The sequence below is a fragment of the Shinella sp. CPCC 101442 genome (assembly GCF_024704725.1).
Lineage (GTDB): Bacteria > Pseudomonadota > Alphaproteobacteria > Rhizobiales > Rhizobiaceae > Shinella.
Window position 1 is genome coordinate 953,998 of record NZ_JALIQS010000001.1, and the last position, 16,125, is coordinate 970,122.

Here is a 16,125-nt window from a genome sequence, read left to right on the forward strand (position 1 = left end):
AGAGCTGAGGGTGGTCCGCAATCGGGTAATGTATTGATTTTTCAGTCGGCAGCCCCGGCAAACGCCCCCGATCGCATTGCGCAACGAAATCCCGTCACATTTGTAACTCTCGAGCGGCCTCCGAGGGCCTGTAGGGTGCTCCTCGATCGGACGTTTGGAGCGGGATGATGGCGACGACGACAACAAGCCTTTCGAAGGACGACATCCGCTGGCCCGGACTGGCAGCCTCGCCGACCTTCGCCGTGATGGCGTTGATTTCGGTGTTTGACACGCCACCGGTGGCGATATGCGGCACCGGCACCGATCTCTCGCCGATCAGCAGCATGACGGCGATGTATCTGCTGATGGCTCTCTTCCACCTGGCGCCCTGGCTCAAGCTCGCCCGGCGCCCCGACTGAACAGCAAAGGAGAAAGACGATGCGACACGAGATTGTTTCACGCGAGGAATGGCTGAACGCGCGCAAGGCGCTGTTCGAAAAGGAACGCGCCATGACCCATGCCCTCGACGAATTGCGCGCCGAGCGCCAGAGGCTTCCCTGGGTGCGGATCGAGAAGGTCTATCCTTTTCAAGGCCCCGACGGGCAAATCACCCTCGACGACCTCTTTGGCGAGCGCAGCCAGCTTGCCATTTATCACTTCATGCTACCGCCGGATTCCGACCACCTTTGCCCGGGCTGCTCATACACGATGGACCATGTCGATGCGGCCCGGCAGCATTTCGAGCATGCCGATCTCTCCTTCGTCGCGGTGTCTCGTGCGCCCATCGCCCGCATCGCGGCCATAAAAGAGCGGATGGGCTGGACGTTTCCATGGGTTTCGGCAGGCGACGGCGATTTCAGCTACGATTTCGGCGTGTCCTTCACGCGGGAGGATCGGGAGGCGGGGCAGGCCGTCTACAATTATGGCCTGACGACGATCAAGCGCAGTTCCGACATGTTCGGCGTGAGCGTATTCGTGAAGGATGAAAACGGTTCCATCTTTCACAGCTATTCGACCTATCATCGCGGGACAGAACTGTTGATGGGGGCGTTCAACTGGCTGGACTTAACGCCCAAGGGGCGCAACGAGGCCGGCGGCACCATGAACTGGGTGCGCCTGCACGACGAATACGGCGCATAGAGGCACGCTGTGTTCCTCCGTCAGGCCGTGCAACCCATATCCTGAACGTTTGCGATCTCAAAGATCGGCATCTTCCAGCAGGCGGGTGAGCGTGCTCCGGCCAAGCGCCGCCATGGCCGGATTGCTGGCGCGGTAATACCAGACCAGCCCCATCGCCTGCTGGAACGCCCAGGCGGCACCGCGCTTCCATTCGACCTCACCGGAGCCAAGCAGCGTGCGGATCAGCTCGCGGCGGTCCCGGTCGAAGAGATGCCAGGCCGCCACGAGGTCGAGCGCAGGGTCGGCGGGCCCGAAGCCGCCGGTGTCGAGCACGCCCACGAGGTTTTCGCCGCGCACCAGCAGGTTCCAGGGGATGAGGTCACCATGGGTCATGCGGTCCGGGCCGACGGATGGCAGGGTACGCAGCCGCCGCCAGGTGTCGCGCAGGCGCGCCACATCGAGAAGACCTTCGCTTTTTTCGAAGCAGACCGCCATCCAGGCATCGTGGTCGGGAAGGTGACCGCCTCGACCCTCGCCGGCGAAGCGTCGACCCTGTGTATCCACGCGCCGCAGCCGCGCGATAAGTCCGGCAATGTCCCGGGCAAAAGCGATCGAGGCGGAAAGGCCATCCGGTGTGGCGACATCGCCCTCCAGCCAGCTCTGAAGCGACCAGGGCAATGGGTAGTGCGGTCCCGGCGCGCCGATCCCGATTGGCTGCGATGCGGCAAAGGGAGACTGCTCTGCGAACGCGGCCATCGCGGCCGCTTCTCGATGCAGGGTCGCCAGGCATGCGTCCGGTTCGTCGGCGCGCAGGGGAAACCGCGCTGCGACATGCCGGCCGACCCGGAAGATGGCATTGGTGGTGCCGGTGGCGACAAGGAGAACAACCGGCTCCCCACGATATCGCGGAAACTGCTCCGCAATCATCGAACGCGCGATATCGGCGTCTATGTGAAGCTGATCGTCATGCATCCCGATCAGGACATTCCACAGGCATTGGCAGAAAGCAAGGTCCGCCCGCGGACGCTGGACCCGGCTTGCTCGTCGCCGGATTGTCGTTTCCCGAAGCCGTGTAGTTCAAGGCGAACTTGTTGCTCAGGCGGTACCGCCAACGATGGCATAGGCGGCGGCACCCTCTGCGCAAGCGATCACGATATGCCCATAGGGGTTTCGCCATTCGCTGTGGACATGGGTGTTGTCTTCCATATCCAGGCTCGCATCGATCTGCGTGCCCTCCTGCTGAAACACGACAGGCGCGCCGTTCACCGTCAACCAGAGCAACCGGCTTTGGCTTTGCACCTGTATCGACAGGCGCTGGCCTCCATGGCCGTCGGGGGCAATCGACAGATTCATCACCGGGTCGGTCGCGTCCGGACGGTTGGTTCCGGTTCGGTCTGAAAGATCCGGGAGTTCGGGCGTTCGGGTTGGTGGCTGGCGATAGGTGCCTGTCTGCTCGAAGGCGCAGGCATAGGCGAGCAGCGCCGTATCGTCCCAGGCCCGGCCGGCAAAGGTCAGTCCCGCCGGCATGCCGATATCCGCCAGCATCCCCATCGGCACGGTCACCGTCGGAATACCCAGATGCCGGATCGCCAGATTGCCGTTGGCGACCCAGGTGCCGTTGCGCCAGGCGAGATCGGCGGAGACGGGGTTCATGTCCGCATCGGCCGGACCGATATCGGCTACGGCCGGGAAGATCACCGCATCGAGCCCCAGCCGGTCCATCCAGGATTCGAGATCGATGCGTCGGGTTTCCTCGAGCCCTCGAAGCCCGTCGGCAAGGCCCGGAATATCGTGAAACGAAGCGATGGGCTGGTCGCGCAGGCGGGCGGGATACTCGGCGATGCGATCGTCGAACCCATGGTAGCGGTCGGGCAGGCTACCGCCCGGCGCGGGGAAGATGCGTTTCCCATCGACATCCGCAAGCCGGTGCAGGGTGGGGTCGGCATTGGTCGCCAGAAAATCGTCCCAGGCCCATGCCGAGAGATCCACGATCTCGCGGTGAAGATAGTCGGCGTCGACCAGGCCGCGTGTCGCGATGGTTGGTGCGCCAGGCCGGTCTCCCTCGTAATTGCTGACAACGGGGAAATCGGTGATCACGACCTCTGCCCCTGCGGCCTCGAGTGCTTCCCGCGCCGCGGCGCAAAGCGCGATCATGGAGGCGCGGGTTTCGATGCGCTGGCCCGTCGGACCTCCGATCCCCACGTTTTCGCCGGTTCCCGCTTCCGGGTCGGCGTTGATATACATCGCTGGCAGGGCGAAGCGCTTGCCTGCAAGGCTGGCCGTCGCGGCGACGCCGACATAGGACTGCGGCCGCGAAGCAGAGGCCTTTGGGATGGAAATCCACGTCTGACGGCGCCAGAGGTCGCCACGCGTATCGGGATCGTCGGCCACGATGATGTCCAGCAGCTCCAGCATGTCCGCCATCGAACGGCTGTGCGGCACCACGACGTCCATGGTCGGCACGAGCGGCCAGTTGCCGCGCACGGAAATGACGCCACGGCTCGGCGTATAGGCGCAGAGCCCGTTGTTGGCTGCGGGCGCGCGCCCGCTCGACCATGTTTCCTCGCCGAGACCGAAGGCTGCTAAACTCGCGGCCGTCGCTGTTCCCGACCCGTTCGAGGAACCGGAACCGAAGGCGGCAGTCAACCAGTCGGCATTGTAGGGGGACTCCGCGCGGCCATAGACACCGCGCTGCATCCCGCCATTGGCCATCGGAGGCATGTTCGTCAGCCCGATCAACACAGCGCCCGCGGCCCTTAGACGAGAAATCGCAAAGGCGTCCTCCGTCGCAATGAGGTCGGCGAAAGCGGGCGAGCCCGACGCGACGCTCAGCCCTTTCACCTTGTAGCTGTCCTTGGCGGCATAGGGGATGCCGTCGAGGGGCCCGAGACTTTCGCCCCGCGCGCGCCGCAGGTCCGAAGCGCGCGCCTCGGTGAACATATCGGGATTGAGCACCGGGACGGCGTTGAGGGTGATACCATGCCGGTCGTAGTGGGCAATGCGGTTCAAATAGGCCGCGACCAGGCCGACGCTGGTTGTGTCACCTGCCTGGAGCGCATCGCGCAGCTTTTCAATCGACGCCTCGACAACCTTCATCGATGCCCTCCCGCACGAACTATGTTTGGCCGAGTTCTGCGCAAGGAAGCGACGATGGCTCTCGGCAATGCTGCCCCTTCGTTCTAACCATCGGTTTTTTGGCGGGCAATGTCCCATATGGGACAGGGGTGTCCCCCGCGTCCAGGCAAGCTTGCCTTCTGCCGCTCGTTCAACGTTCTCTACGAAGAGGCATGGTCGCCGTTTTCCCGACCCCACAACGTCACCAGCGGGCCGGTCGGGCCGTAGAGCGGATCGCTCTTTGGTATGGGCAGCGCCGCGATGATCTTCAGCTCACCCTCGGTGGCAGCCGCCGTCTCGATGTCGGCATATTGGCCGGGCGGGTAACCGCCGATCACCAGGAAATCGTCGCTCGCCACATTGCGCTTGTGTCCGGTGCCGGCGGGCAGCACAAGACAATCGCCGGCATGGACCGCAAGGGCTTCGCCATCCGGCCCGCCGATAAGGAGTTCGGCGCTTCCTTCCGCGATGCCCAGCACTTCATGCGCTCCGACGTGATAATGCTGGTAGGAGAAGACGCCGTTGCGCCACAGCCCCTGCCACCCTGAATCACGGAACAGCTGCTCGAAAGCATCGGCGCGATCCCTCACATCCGGTGACAGAGCGGCCCGGTAGACAAGCACCGGCAGAAACGGGTGGTTCGGCACCCATGCGCTGGCGGGAAAGAAAAGTGTTTCCGGTTGTTTCATCTCGCTGCCTCATTCGTCTTCATCAGCGTTCTGCACAATTCTTGCAGCGCGCGCCTGACTTTTCCGAGGTCGCGCGCCTTTTCCCGAAAAACGCCCATCGTGGGAAGGGCTCGATTTACACGGATAACCGGGAAGTTAACCTTTCCATCCGCCGAATGTTCCGGCAACCGATACCGCATCGACATGCGGATAGACGTTTCCGAAGATTTTCTCCATGGACAACAAGGGCTGGCACGTACCCGCGCTGACTGCCCCTCTGAGAGCCGAGCGCAAAACCCTGGGGTCCGAACGTTTCGATACTCTTCAAGGCCGTGTTTACCGGCATGATTGCCAAACGGCGGGCTCGCCGACTATTTTGGCGGTTGATTTGGGGAGCACGATGAACAGACCCGGCTACAAGGACATCGCCCGGCTGTCAGGCGTAGGGACCGCGACGGTAGAGCGGGTTTTGAACGGGCGTGGAGGCGTCAAGCCCGACCTCGTCGAGAAGGTAGTCGTGGCCGCGCGAAGCCTGAACTATCCGCGCCTGCTTCCCGACGCCCATCGTGGCCTGCTGAGGGTCGATGTTCTCATGGTGCGTCCGGAGACCACCTTCTACCGACGCCTGTCAAAGGCATTCGAACAGATCGCCCACAGCATCGATCCGCTCGTGGTCGTCCACCGGCGTTTCGTCGAGGAGATGAACCCGCAGGAGATCGCAAAGGCGATCGCAGGGGCGGACTATCCGCGCGCCGGGCTCATTCTCGCCGTCCCCAACAGCCCGTTGGTCAAGGCCGCGGTGGAAAAACTGGCCATCCGGGGCCTGCCAATCGTCCATGTCGTCACGCGTGCTTCCGAAGAGCACGTCGAATTCGTCGGTATCGACAATTACGCGGCAGGGCGTACGGCGGCGCACTTCATCAGCCGCATGGCCCGGGCCGAAGGACCGGTCGTCGCCCTCTGTCATCCAATCTATCAGGTGCATCGCGACCGGGTGCGCGGGTTTTCCGAGTATTTCCGCGACCATCCCGGCCCGATCAATTTCGAATGGCTCGGTTTCACCCGCGACGAGGAGCATTTCAGCGCCGAGACCTTGGCGATGGCGTTGCGGATGTATCCGAACCTCGTCGGCCTCTACAATGTGGGCGGGGCGAACTCCGCGGTGATCGACGTCCTGCGCCGCAGCGGACGCGGCAAGGACATCCTGTTCATCGGCCACGAACTGACCGACTATACCCGCACGGCGCTACGCGAAGGCATCATGGACGTGGTGCTGGATCAGGCTCCGGAGGCTCAGGCGCAACGCGCGCTCGATATCGTCCTGCGCCGGGTCGGGCTCACGAAAATCGAGCCGGACCGGAACCCCATCCGCTTCATCACAATCACCGCCGAGAGCCTTTGATCTATTTTGATCAATGAAGTCTTCGGCGCCCGGGGCTGCTCCTGATAATCTTCAAATCAAGAGGAGAGGCGGGGTGCTGTCGGGCATGACCGACATAGGCGGGTTCCGCCTCTCCATCACCGTGACGATTGTGCGGGCGAAAGCCCGAAGGAGAGCGCAATGGACGACCTCAAATATGGCATGCGTAACAAACGCGGCGACTGGGCGCCGAACACGCCGGTGGAGACTGCGCCGCTGTTTGTTTTCCCGCCGAAGCTGATGGCGATCGCCAAGTGGTTGCCGCACTATTTCTTCCCGTGGAATGCCATTTTTGCAGCTTCAGCCGTTGCCTACTGGGCATGGGTCATCCCATCGGTCGAGACGATGCGGACGCTCGGCATCGGTTGGGCGCTGTGGCTTTATGCGGTGAATGCTGTCTGCGTCTTCCTGTTCTACGGCGCCTTCGAGCTTCATCTATACGTGCTGAAGCGGCAGGAAAACCGCTTCAAATACAACGGCAAATTCCCCGCGGACCAGAAGAACAATGTTTTCTGGTTCGACCGCCAGAATATCGACAACATGCTGCGCACGTTCCTGTCGGGCGTGACAATCTGGACGGCCATCGAGGTCGCCATGCTCTGGGCCTATGCCAACGGCTACGCGCCCTGGCTGAGCTTTGCGGAAAATCCCTGGACGCTGGCGCTGGTCGCACTCGTCGTGCCTATCATCCACGAATTCCACTTCTTCTGCATCCACCGGCTCATCCACGTCCCGTTCCTCTACAAGTGGGTGCATTCGGTCCACCACAATTCGGTGAACCCGTCCCCCTGGTCGTCGCTGTCGATGCATCCGGTCGAGCATTTCCTCTATCTCGGCACCGCCTTCTATCACCTGATCCTGCCGTCCAATCCGATCCTGATGCTCTATCAGCTTCACTATGCGGGCTTCGGCGCCATTCCCGGCCATGTCGGCTTCGACAAGGTGGAAGTCGGCGAGGACAAGCTGGTCGATAGCCATGCCTACGCACACTACCTGCACCACAAGTATTTCGAGGTGAATTACGGCGATGCGCTGATCCCGCTCGATAAATGGTTCGGCACCTGGCACGACGGCTCCGCCGAGGGCGAGGCCCGCATGCAGGAGCGTTACCGCCAGCGCAAGGAAAAGCTTGCCGCTCGCAAGGCGCGCAACGAAGTCCAGGGAGCTGCGGAATGAGCTGGGTATCTGCTTGCAAGTTCGAAGACATCGAACAGGAAGGCGCAATCCGCTTCGATCACGGTGGCCGCACCTATGCCATCTACCGCGGCCCGGATGACAGCATCCACTGCACGGCGGGCCTGTGCACCCACGAGGCGATCCATCTCGCCGACGGGCTGGTCATGGATTTCGAGGTGGAATGTCCCAAGCATTCCGGCGCCTTCGACTATCGCACCGGTGAGGCGTTGCGCCTTCCCGCCTGCGAAAACCTGAAGACCTATCCGGCCGAAGTGGTCGATGGCGAGGTTCGCGTGGCCCTCGGCTAGGGCCGCGTTCTGGAAATCAGGCCCGTCGGGCCTCCGGTGTGCGATTGGGTGAGCCGGCACCTATTGGGAGGATACCATGAAATCCATGTGCCTGGCGGCCGCTCTGGCCGCCATGATGGGAAGTGCTGCCTTTGCCGAGACGATCGGCGTCTCAATGCAGAGCTTCGACAACAACTTCCAGACACTTCTGCGCGAAGGCATCAGTGCCAGGGCTGCGGCGGTGAACGGCGTCAGCGTGCAGGTCGAGGATGCCCAGACGGACATCTCCAAGCAACTCAACCAGGTGAACAACTTCATCGCAGCCGGCGTCGATGCCATCGTGATGACACTCACCGACACCTCCGCCGCCCCGGGTATCAGCGATGCAGCCGCCAAGGCGGGCATTCCGCTGGTGTTCCTCAATCTCGAACCCGAAAACGTCGCCAAGCTGCCGGAAAAGCAGGCCTATGTCGGCTCGAAGGAAACCGATGCCGGACGCCTTGCCGGGGAGGAAGCCTGTTCGCTGCTGAAGGAAAAGGGCAAAAGCGCGGATGCGCAGGTCTATATCCTGATGGGCGACCTCGCTCATCAGGCCTCGCGCGACCGCACGTCCTCCTTCAAGGAAGCGCTGGCGGCCGGTGATTGCAAGGGCGTGACGATCGCCGACGAGCAGTCGGCCGCATGGACGCGCACCAACGCCATGGACATGACGACGAACTGGATCACGGCCGGTCAGCCGATCAACGTGATTTTCGCCAACAATGACGAAATGGCCATCGGCGCCATTCAGGCCCTGAAGGCGGCGGGCACAGCGATGGAAGACGTCATCGTGATCGGCATCGACGCCACCCAGGACGGCCTTGCCGCCATGGCGGCGGGCGATCTCGACGCGACCGTCTTCCAGAACGCCAAGGCCCAGTCGGCAAGCGCCGTGGACGCTGCTCTTTCATTGAAGCGCGGCGAGCCTGTCGAAAAGCAGGTCTGGGTGCCGTTCGAACTCGTCACCGCGAAAAACATGGCCGACTACGCCAGCAAGAACTGATCCTCCCTGGTTGGCGCGTCCGCGCGCCGGCCTCCCATTTTCGATGGAGAACCACATGAGCGGCATCGTCATCATTGGCGCCGGGGAGACCGGCACCCGCGCGGCTTTCGCCCTGCGCGAAGCCGGGTTCTCCGGACCGGTCACGCTGGTCGGCACGGAACCGCACCTGCCCTATGAGCGCCCACCGCTTTCCAAACCCCTGGGCGGCGCCGTCCAGATGAAACCGATCTGCTCGGCCGAGGCACTCGAGGCCGCCGGCATCGACTATCTTCCCGGCATGTCGGCAATGCAGATCGAAGCCGCCCGTCGCCAGCTCCTCCTCGGCGACGGGCGGATACTTTCCTATGACCGTCTGCTTCTGGCGACAGGCGCGCGACCGCGCCGCCTTGTTTGCGCCGGCGCGGAACGGGCGCTCGATTTTCGGACCTTCCTGGATGCGGAGGCGATCTTTTCGCACGCGCAAACGGATGCAAACGTCGCGATCATCGGCGGCGGGCTGATCGGCATGGAGCTCGCAGCGGTGCTGCGCGGCAAAGGTACCGCCGTCAGTATCGTCGAGATGGCTCCCAAGCCGCTCGGCCGCGCCGTTCCCGCTCGCTTCGCCGCAAGGCTGCATGAGCGTCATATGGCAGAAGGTGTTCGTTTCCATCTCGGGCAAGGGTTGGCGGAAATCACGACGGATGCCGTCATCCTGGCCGATGGCACGTCTGTTCCCGCCGATATCGTCATATCGGCCATCGGCGTCGTGCCGGATATCGAACTGGCGGAAAAAGCCGGCCTTGCCGTCCACAACGGCATCCTGACGGATGCATTCCTGCGTACCAGCGATCCCCATATCTTCGCCGCCGGTGACTGCGCGGCCGTGTCCCAGCCGGGTGGTGGCCATATGCGCTTCGAAAGCTGGCGCAATGCGCGCAGCCAGGCCGAGACGGCCGCCCGCAACATGGCAGGCAATAACGAAGCCTTTGTCGCCGTTCCATGGTTCTGGTCCGATCAGTACGACCTCGGTCTGCAGGTTGCCGGTCTGCCGCAACCGGGACACCACACCGTCTTGCGGGCGCTCGAACAGGGCGACCTGGAGTTCTACCTCGACGACGGTCGCCTCGTGGCTGCCGCCGGGCTCGGCCCCGGCAACAGCCTCGCCAAAGAGATCAAACTGGCGGAGATGCTGATTGCGGCAGGCACCCGTCCCGATCCGGCCGACCTCGCCGATCCATCGGCAAGCCTCAAGGCGCTCCTCAAAAGCGCACGGGCTGCCTGATGCAGAAGCTGCTTGTTTTCCAGTCGCTCTGGGCCATGGAGCGCCGGCATACCGATGGCCACGAACGCAGCCTTGCGGAAAATATCGGAATGATCGTGGAAGCGGGTTTCGACGGCATCAGTGCGCACTATACGAACCGCACGGATGTCGTTTCCCTCAACGAGACCATCCGGGGAACCGGCCTGAAAATCGAAGGCGTCTGCTTCCCACGCTCCATAGAAGACTTGCGCCTTCCGCTGGACCTGGCGACCGAGTTTCCCGTCAGCCACATCAACCTGCAACCTGACGTGCGCCTGCGCCGGGTCGAGGATTGCCTGCCGCTGCTCGACGGCTGGATGCGGCTTGCCGAGGATGCGGGCATTCCTGTCTTCATCGAAACGCACCGCGACCGGATGACGACGGACCTGTTCTTCACGCTCGATCTTCTTGATCGTCGGCCGGATCTGCCGCTTCTTGCCGACCTCTCGCATTTTCTCGTCGGCCGCGAGTTCGCCTTTCCAGTTGAGGAGGAAAATCACGCGCTCATCCGGCGCATCCTGGACAATGCTCACGCCTTCCATGGTCGCGTCGCGTCGCGCGAGCAGGTGCAGGTCGAAATCGCCTTCCCGCATCACCGCCCGTGGCTCGAACTCTTTCTGGGCTGGTGGGAGTACGGTTTTGACACGTGGCGCTCACGTGCTCCCGAAGATGGCGAACTCATCTTCACCTGCGAACTCGGGCCAAAACCTTATGCGATAACCGGAAGGGACGGCAACGATACGACGGACCGCTGGGCCGAAGCCCTGATGCTCCGCGAGATGGTGCGCGATTTGTGGGATGGCACTACAAAGCCGACAAGCGAACGGTAGCGCAGATCATCGTGACGTCGTCCATCGCCGTCCTTGCACCGGGCAAACCGCAGGAAATGCCGAACAGGCGGGGCCATTCGCGATGACGCGTCGTCACGAAACCGTTGATAACCAATCATAGCCATTGACGCAATTTTTACCTTGTCTACTATATCTAGTGTTCGAGGTTCCTTCGATTCGAAAGAGTTGAAGGCTAAGACGGGAATCCGGGGCGACCATGATGGTCGCATCTGTCCGGAGCTGCCCCCGCAACTGTAAGCGGCGAGCATTCGTTCAAAAAACCACTGAGGCGCAAATGCCTTGGGAAGGTGAACGGTTGCCGTGACCCGCAAGCCAGGAGACCTGCCTCGCACATGAACGTCCACGGGCGGGGTGTCCGGCAGGCGAGCGATGGGTTGCGGAATGATGCCGCCCGCCGTCTCCCCAGATACCCCGTATGAGTAACTTCGGGGTGAAGTCATGTCGAATTTGTTTCCAGTTCCTCCGCGCGAGTAAGCGGCGCCCTGCGTCCGGCCGTTATCAAGACGGTTGCCCATCCATGTTCGGCGCATCGAACGGTCATCGGCGGATGACCGAACGGTTTGTCGCGCCCATTTGCCAGATACGAGGAAAACCATGTCCATCACAGTTTATTCCAAGCCTGCCTGCGTCCAGTGCACCGCGACCACCCGCGCGCTCGATCGCCAAGGCATCGACTACAACGTCATCGACGTTTCCGAGGACGCCGACGCGTTCGCGCTCGTGCAGGGTCTTGGCTATCGCCAGGTTCCCGTCGTCATCGCCGGCGAACAGCACTGGGCCGGGTTTCGGCCCGACATGATCAGCGCGCTCGCCTGAGCCGGCGCGATGGCTGGGCTCGTCTATTTCTCCAGCCGGTCGGAAAACACCCACCGCTTCGTCGAGAAGCTCGGGGTTACGGCGCTGCGATTGCCGGTCGATGCGACCGAGGAACCGCCGGAGGTCGAAGAGCCCTTCGTACTGGTGCTGCCGACCTATGGCGCGGGCGGTGAAAAGGGAGCGGTACCGAAACCGGTCATCCGCTTCCTCAACAATCCGCGCAACAGAAGCCTGATCCGCGGCGTGATCGCGGCCGGCAACACCAATTTTGGCACAGGATACGCCATCGCGGGCAAGATCGTTTCCGCGAAATGCGCCGTGCCATTCCTCTATCGTTTCGAACTGCTCGGCACGAATGAGGACGTCGATAACGTCAGACAGGGGCTGGAACGATTTTGGACACGATGACGCTCGAAAAGCCGGCAAAGACACCGGAAATCACGGCGCTGGACTATCACGCGCTGAACGCGATGCTGAACCTCTACGATGAGGGCGGAAAAATCCAACTCGACAAGGACCGGCTGGCGGCCAAGCAGTACTTTCTCCAGCACGTCAACCAGAACACCGTCTTTTTCCATAACCTGCGTGAAAAACTCGATTATCTGGTGACGGAAGGCTACTATGAGCAGGACGTGCTGGACCAGTATGCATTCAACTTCGTGCGCGACCTTTTCGATCACGCCTATGACAAGAAGCTCCGCTTCCCGACCTTCCTCGGTGCGTTCAAATATTACACGTCCTACACGCTGAAGACCTTCGACGGGAAACGCTATCTCGAACGCTACGAGGACCGGGTCTGCATGGTGGCGCTCGCCTTGGCTCGCGGCAACGAGGCACTTGCCCGGGACCTCGTCGACGAGATCATTTCCGGCCGTTTCCAACCCGCGACGCCGACCTTCCTGAATGCCGGCAAGAAACAGCGCGGAGAGCTCGTCTCGTGTTTCCTGCTGCGCGTCGAGGACAACATGGAGAGCATCGGCCGCTCCATCAATTCGGCGCTCCAGCTGTCCAAGCGCGGTGGCGGCGTGGCGCTGTCGCTCACCAACCTTCGCGAAATGGGTGCACCGATCAAGCAGATCGAGAACCAGTCGTCCGGCGTCATTCCAGTCATGAAACTTCTGGAAGACAGCTTCTCCTACGCCAACCAGCTTGGCGCGCGGCAGGGGGCAGGGGCCGTCTATCTCAACGCCCACCACCCCGATATCATGCGCTTCCTCGATACCAAGCGCGAGAATGCCGACGAGAAGATCCGTATCAAGACGCTGTCGCTCGGCGTGGTCATCCCGGACATCACCTTCGAACTGGCGAAGAACAACGAAGATATGTACCTCTTCTCGCCGCATGACGTGGAACGCGTCTACGGCGTCCCCTTCACCGAAATCTCGGTGACGGAGAAGTACCGCGAGATGGTCGAGGACGGCCGTATCAAGAAGAAGAAGATCAAGGCACGTGATTTCTTCCAGATCATTGCCGAGATCCAGTTCGAGAGCGGTTACCCGTACATCATGTTCGAGGACACGGTGAACCGCGCAAACCCGATCGCCGGCCGTATTTCCATGAGCAATCTCTGCTCGGAAATCCTTCAGGTCAGCGAGGCCAGCGAGTTCAACGCCGATCTCTCCTATTCCAAGATGGGCAAGGACATTTCCTGCAATCTCGGCTCGCTCAATATTGCGGCCGCGATGGACAGTCCGGATTTCGGCCAGACCATCGAGACGTCGATCCGCGCGCTGACGGCGGTTTCCGAGATGAGCCATATTTCCTCGGTTCCGTCAGTCGAGAAGGGCAACGACGACAGCCACGCTATCGGCCTCGGCCAGATGAACCTGCACGGCTATCTCGCCCGCGAGCGCATCTTCTATGGCTCCGAGGAAGGCGTCGATTTCACCAATATCTATTTCTACACGGTGACCTACCACGCCATCCGAGCCTCCAACCGGTTGGCCGTTGAGAAGGGCGTGAGCTTTAAGGGCTTCGGGAACTCGAAATACGCTTCGGGTGACTATTTCGACAAATACACAGAAGCCGAATGGCTGCCGGCAACGGAGAAGGTGAAGGGCATTTTCGAAGAGGCCGGTATCCATATCCCAACGCAGCAGGATTGGCTGGAGCTGAAGGCTGCCGTGATGGACGGTGGGCTCTACAACCAGAACCTCCAGGCCGTGCCGCCGACGGGCTCGATCTCCTACATCAACCATTCGACATCCTCGATCCACCCGATCGTCTCGAAGATCGAGATCCGCAAGGAGGGCAAGATCGGCCGCGTCTATTACCCGGCCGCCTTCATGACCAACGACAACCTCGAATACTATCAGGACGCCTACGAGATCGGCCCGGACAAGATCATCGACACCTATGCGGCAGCGACCCAGCATGTCGACCAGGGCCTGTCGCTGACGCTGTTCTTCCGCGACACCGCGACGACGCGCGACATCAACCGGGCGCAGATCTACGCCTGGAAGAAGGGCATCAAGACCATCTACTACATCCGCCTTCGCCAGATGGCGCTATCCGGCACGGAAGTGCAGGGCTGCGTCTCGTGCGCGCTGTGACATCGGGGAAGATCATGAACATCCAAGTGAAGACCAAGGCCCCGAAGGCCGCAGCCGCCGTGCGCGCCATCAACTGGAACCGCATCGAGGACGACAAGGACCTGGAAGTCTGGAACCGGCTTACCGGCAATTTCTGGCTGCCGGAGAAGGTGCCGCTGTCCAACGACATTCCCTCCTGGGCGACGCTGAAGCCGGAGGAACAGAAGCTCACCATCCGCGTCTTCACCGGCCTCACCCTGCTCGACACGATCCAGAACGGCGTCGGCTCGATCAGGCTGATGGAAGATGCCGCAACCCCGCATGAAGAGGCAGTTCTCTCCAACATCTCCTTCATGGAGGCGGTCCACGCGCGCTCCTATTCCTCGATCTTCTCGACGCTCTGCCTGACGCCCGACGTCGATGACGCCTACCGCTGGTCGGAGGAAAACGAGTTCCTGCAAAGAAAATCGGCGCTGATCATGGAGCAGTATGCCTCCGGCGATCCGCTCAAGAAGAAGGTCGCCAGCGTCTTCCTCGAAAGCTTCCTGTTCTACTCCGGCTTCTATCTGCCGATGTACTGGTCGAGCCGCGCCAAGCTCACCAACACCGCCGACATGATCCGCCTCATCATCCGCGACGAGGCCGTGCACGGCTACTACATCGGCTACAAGTTCCAGCGTGCTATCGAGCGCCTGAGTGAGGAAAAAAAGCGTGAGATCAAGGATTTCTCCTTCGATCTTCTGCTGGAGCTTTACGACAATGAAGCCAAGTACACCGAGGAGCTCTACGACGGCGTCGGGCTCACCGAGGACGTGAAGAAATTCCTCCACTACAATGCCAACAAAGCGCTTATGAACCTTGGCTACGAAGCCCTCTTCCCGCCCGAGGCCTGCAAGGTGAACCCCGCCATCCTCTCGGCCCTCTCGCCGAATGCCGACGAAAACCACGACTTCTTCTCCGGCTCCGGTTCGTCCTACGTCATCGGCAAGGCGGTCGCGACCGAGGACGAAGACTGGGATTTCTGACCGACGGCCGAACGGTGCCGCGTTTCATCACGGCAACGGCAATTTTCCGGAAGCGGAGGCGGGCGACGCTTCGTGGCTAGATGGTCAGGGGATGCGCCCGGTCGTCCTCAAGCCATTTGTCGAAGAAGTAGGCAATCTGCTTGTGCCACCAGGGCCAGTCATGGCTGGCATCCGTGCCCCAGAAATCGACCCAGGCCGGAATGGCCTTGTCACGGAGCACGGCCTCCAGGCGGCGCGTATCCTCGATCATGGGCTCTTCCCATGCGCCCTGGCCGCAACAGAAGAACAAGCGGCGTGCCCGGATCTGGTCGAGGAAACCCTCATCGTCCAGCCCGGCCAGATAGTTGACCGGCGAGTTGTAGTAGATCTGACCCTCCAACGCGTCGCCAAAGAAATGGCGGGTGGAATAGACGCCGCTCAGGGCAATCACCCCGGCGGCCCGGCCGGGAAAGCGGAACAGGAAATTGCTTGCATGGAAGGCGCCCATGGAGCAGCCAGACAGGATCGGCACACGCCCGCCGACATGGAGGATCTCCGGCAGCAATTCCTCGTTTACGTAGCGGAAATAGGATTCGTGGCGGGCGATCCGGGCTGGCAGGTCATGGCCGTTGGAAAAGAAGCTCTCGCCGTCGATACCATCGACGGTCCATAGCCGCAGCTCTCCGGCGTCGATGCGGCCGGCCAGCGCGCCGACGCCGCCGGAATCCTCATATTGAAAGAAGCGGCCGTTGGATGTGGGGAAGACCAGCACGGGACGACCGGCATGGCCGTAGGTCTTGAATTCCATCTCCCGCCCGAGATGCCTGCTGAACCGCTTG

General features: G+C 61.8%; 16 protein-coding genes and 1 riboswitch. Of the genes, 12 read left to right on the plus strand and 4 right to left on the minus strand.

Translation table 11 applies throughout. From position 1 onward, the window contains the following. Positions 1–167 precede the first annotated feature (167 nt). Both MUO32_RS04365 and MUO32_RS04370 read left to right on the plus strand, forming a co-directional pair. The gene (locus MUO32_RS04365) at positions 168–398 is read left to right on the plus strand and encodes a hypothetical protein (RefSeq protein WP_257946998.1); all 231 of its coding nucleotides are present in this window, start codon (positions 168–170) and stop codon (positions 396–398) included. 19 nt (positions 399–417) lie between these two features. Further along, complete coding sequence (locus MUO32_RS04370; protein ID WP_257946999.1) at positions 418–1,119, plus strand: thioredoxin family protein; 702 nt, start codon at positions 418–420, stop codon at positions 1,117–1,119. 57 nt (positions 1,120–1,176) lie between these two features. On the opposite strand, the gene MUO32_RS04375 is transcribed toward MUO32_RS04370, so the two are convergent. From MUO32_RS04375 to MUO32_RS04385, 3 genes are all read right to left on the minus strand, one after another. Continuing rightward, positions 1,177–2,070 carry a phosphotransferase gene (locus MUO32_RS04375; RefSeq protein ID WP_257947000.1) on the minus strand — a complete coding sequence of 298 codons (894 nt, stop codon included), beginning with the start codon at positions 2,068–2,070 and terminating at the stop codon, positions 1,177–1,179. A gap of 123 nt (positions 2,071–2,193) precedes the next feature. Further along, the gene (locus MUO32_RS04380; RefSeq protein WP_257947001.1) at positions 2,194–4,194 is read right to left on the minus strand and encodes an amidase; all 2,001 of its coding nucleotides are present in this window, start codon (positions 4,192–4,194) and stop codon (positions 2,194–2,196) included. Between the two features lie 179 nt (positions 4,195–4,373). After that, positions 4,374–4,901: a cupin gene (locus tag MUO32_RS04385; RefSeq protein ID WP_257947002.1), complete on the minus strand. Its 528-nt coding sequence runs from the start codon at positions 4,899–4,901 to the stop codon at positions 4,374–4,376. 379 nt (positions 4,902–5,280) lie between these two features. On the opposite strand from MUO32_RS04385, the gene MUO32_RS04390 reads away from it, so the two are divergent. The 10 genes from MUO32_RS04390 (at position 5,281) to nrdF (ending at position 15,307) form a co-directional block, all read left to right on the plus strand. Next, complete coding sequence (locus MUO32_RS04390) at positions 5,281–6,282, plus strand: LacI family DNA-binding transcriptional regulator (protein WP_257947169.1); 1,002 nt, start codon at positions 5,281–5,283, stop codon at positions 6,280–6,282. A 159-nt stretch (positions 6,283–6,441) separates the two neighbouring features. Then, entirely contained in the window at positions 6,442–7,476 is a 1,035-nt protein-coding gene (locus MUO32_RS04395) for a sterol desaturase family protein (RefSeq protein ID WP_257947003.1), read from the plus strand. Continuing rightward, positions 7,473–7,784 (plus strand): MocE family 2Fe-2S type ferredoxin, encoded by a 312-nt coding sequence (locus tag MUO32_RS04400; protein WP_257947004.1) that lies wholly within the window; start codon positions 7,473–7,475, stop codon positions 7,782–7,784. The genes MUO32_RS04395 and MUO32_RS04400 overlap by 4 nt, the downstream gene beginning before the upstream one ends. A 76-nt stretch (positions 7,785–7,860) precedes the next feature. Beyond that, entirely contained in the window at positions 7,861–8,805 is a 945-nt protein-coding gene (locus MUO32_RS04405) for a substrate-binding domain-containing protein (RefSeq protein WP_257947005.1), read from the plus strand. Positions 8,806–8,860: 55 nt separating this feature from the next. Continuing rightward, positions 8,861–10,066, plus strand: a complete 1,206-nt coding sequence (locus tag MUO32_RS04410) for an NAD(P)/FAD-dependent oxidoreductase (protein WP_257947006.1) — start codon at positions 8,861–8,863, stop codon at positions 10,064–10,066. Continuing rightward, positions 10,063–10,914 (plus strand): sugar phosphate isomerase/epimerase, encoded by an 852-nt coding sequence (locus MUO32_RS04415; protein WP_257947170.1) that lies wholly within the window; start codon positions 10,063–10,065, stop codon positions 10,912–10,914. The genes MUO32_RS04410 and MUO32_RS04415 overlap by 4 nt, the downstream gene beginning before the upstream one ends. A 147-nt stretch (positions 10,915–11,061) precedes the next feature. Continuing rightward, positions 11,062–11,279: riboswitch (cobalamin riboswitch) on the plus strand. A gap of 250 nt (positions 11,280–11,529) precedes the next feature. Further along, positions 11,530–11,751, plus strand: coding sequence for a glutaredoxin-like protein NrdH (gene nrdH, locus MUO32_RS04420; RefSeq protein ID WP_257947007.1), 222 nt, complete (start codon positions 11,530–11,532; stop codon positions 11,749–11,751). A 9-nt stretch (positions 11,752–11,760) separates the two neighbouring features. Then, positions 11,761–12,159 (plus strand): class Ib ribonucleoside-diphosphate reductase assembly flavoprotein NrdI, encoded by a 399-nt coding sequence (nrdI, locus tag MUO32_RS04425; protein ID WP_257947008.1) that lies wholly within the window; start codon positions 11,761–11,763, stop codon positions 12,157–12,159. Then, the gene (nrdE, locus tag MUO32_RS04430) at positions 12,156–14,303 is read left to right on the plus strand and encodes a class 1b ribonucleoside-diphosphate reductase subunit alpha (RefSeq protein ID WP_257947009.1); all 2,148 of its coding nucleotides are present in this window, start codon (positions 12,156–12,158) and stop codon (positions 14,301–14,303) included. The genes nrdI and nrdE overlap by 4 nt, the downstream gene beginning before the upstream one ends. A gap of 14 nt (positions 14,304–14,317) precedes the next feature. Further along, positions 14,318–15,307, plus strand: coding sequence for a class 1b ribonucleoside-diphosphate reductase subunit beta (gene nrdF / locus MUO32_RS04435; RefSeq protein ID WP_257947010.1), 990 nt, complete (start codon positions 14,318–14,320; stop codon positions 15,305–15,307). A gap of 76 nt (positions 15,308–15,383) precedes the next feature. Here nrdF and MUO32_RS04440 read toward each other — a convergent pair whose 3' ends face one another. Further along, positions 15,384–16,094: an esterase family protein gene (locus tag MUO32_RS04440; RefSeq protein ID WP_257947011.1), complete on the minus strand. Its 711-nt coding sequence runs from the start codon at positions 16,092–16,094 to the stop codon at positions 15,384–15,386. Positions 16,095–16,125: the final 31 nt, after the last annotated feature.

Coding starts and splice junctions, on each gene's coding strand:
- nrdE (WP_257947009.1), top strand. CDS start 12,156: ATGACGCTCGAAAAGCCGGCAAAGACACCGGAAATCACGGCGCTGGAC.
- MUO32_RS04440 (WP_257947011.1), bottom strand. CDS start 16,094: ATGGAATTCAAGACCTACGGCCATGCCGGTCGTCCCGTGCTGGTCTTC.
- MUO32_RS04395 (WP_257947003.1), top strand. CDS start 6,442: ATGGACGACCTCAAATATGGCATGCGTAACAAACGCGGCGACTGGGCG.
- MUO32_RS04365 (WP_257946998.1), top strand. CDS start 168: ATGGCGACGACGACAACAAGCCTTTCGAAGGACGACATCCGCTGGCCC.
- MUO32_RS04380 (WP_257947001.1), bottom strand. CDS start 4,194: ATGAAGGTTGTCGAGGCGTCGATTGAAAAGCTGCGCGATGCGCTCCAG.
- nrdF (WP_257947010.1), top strand. CDS start 14,318: ATGAACATCCAAGTGAAGACCAAGGCCCCGAAGGCCGCAGCCGCCGTG.
- MUO32_RS04370 (WP_257946999.1), top strand. CDS start 418: ATGCGACACGAGATTGTTTCACGCGAGGAATGGCTGAACGCGCGCAAG.
- MUO32_RS04400 (WP_257947004.1), top strand. CDS start 7,473: ATGAGCTGGGTATCTGCTTGCAAGTTCGAAGACATCGAACAGGAAGGC.
- nrdI (WP_257947008.1), top strand. CDS start 11,761: ATGGCTGGGCTCGTCTATTTCTCCAGCCGGTCGGAAAACACCCACCGC.
- MUO32_RS04410 (WP_257947006.1), top strand. CDS start 8,861: ATGAGCGGCATCGTCATCATTGGCGCCGGGGAGACCGGCACCCGCGCG.
- nrdH (WP_257947007.1), top strand. CDS start 11,530: ATGTCCATCACAGTTTATTCCAAGCCTGCCTGCGTCCAGTGCACCGCG.
- MUO32_RS04405 (WP_257947005.1), top strand. CDS start 7,861: ATGAAATCCATGTGCCTGGCGGCCGCTCTGGCCGCCATGATGGGAAGT.
- MUO32_RS04390 (WP_257947169.1), top strand. CDS start 5,281: ATGAACAGACCCGGCTACAAGGACATCGCCCGGCTGTCAGGCGTAGGG.
- MUO32_RS04375 (WP_257947000.1), bottom strand. CDS start 2,070: ATGCATGACGATCAGCTTCACATAGACGCCGATATCGCGCGTTCGATG.
- MUO32_RS04385 (WP_257947002.1), bottom strand. CDS start 4,901: ATGAAACAACCGGAAACACTTTTCTTTCCCGCCAGCGCATGGGTGCCG.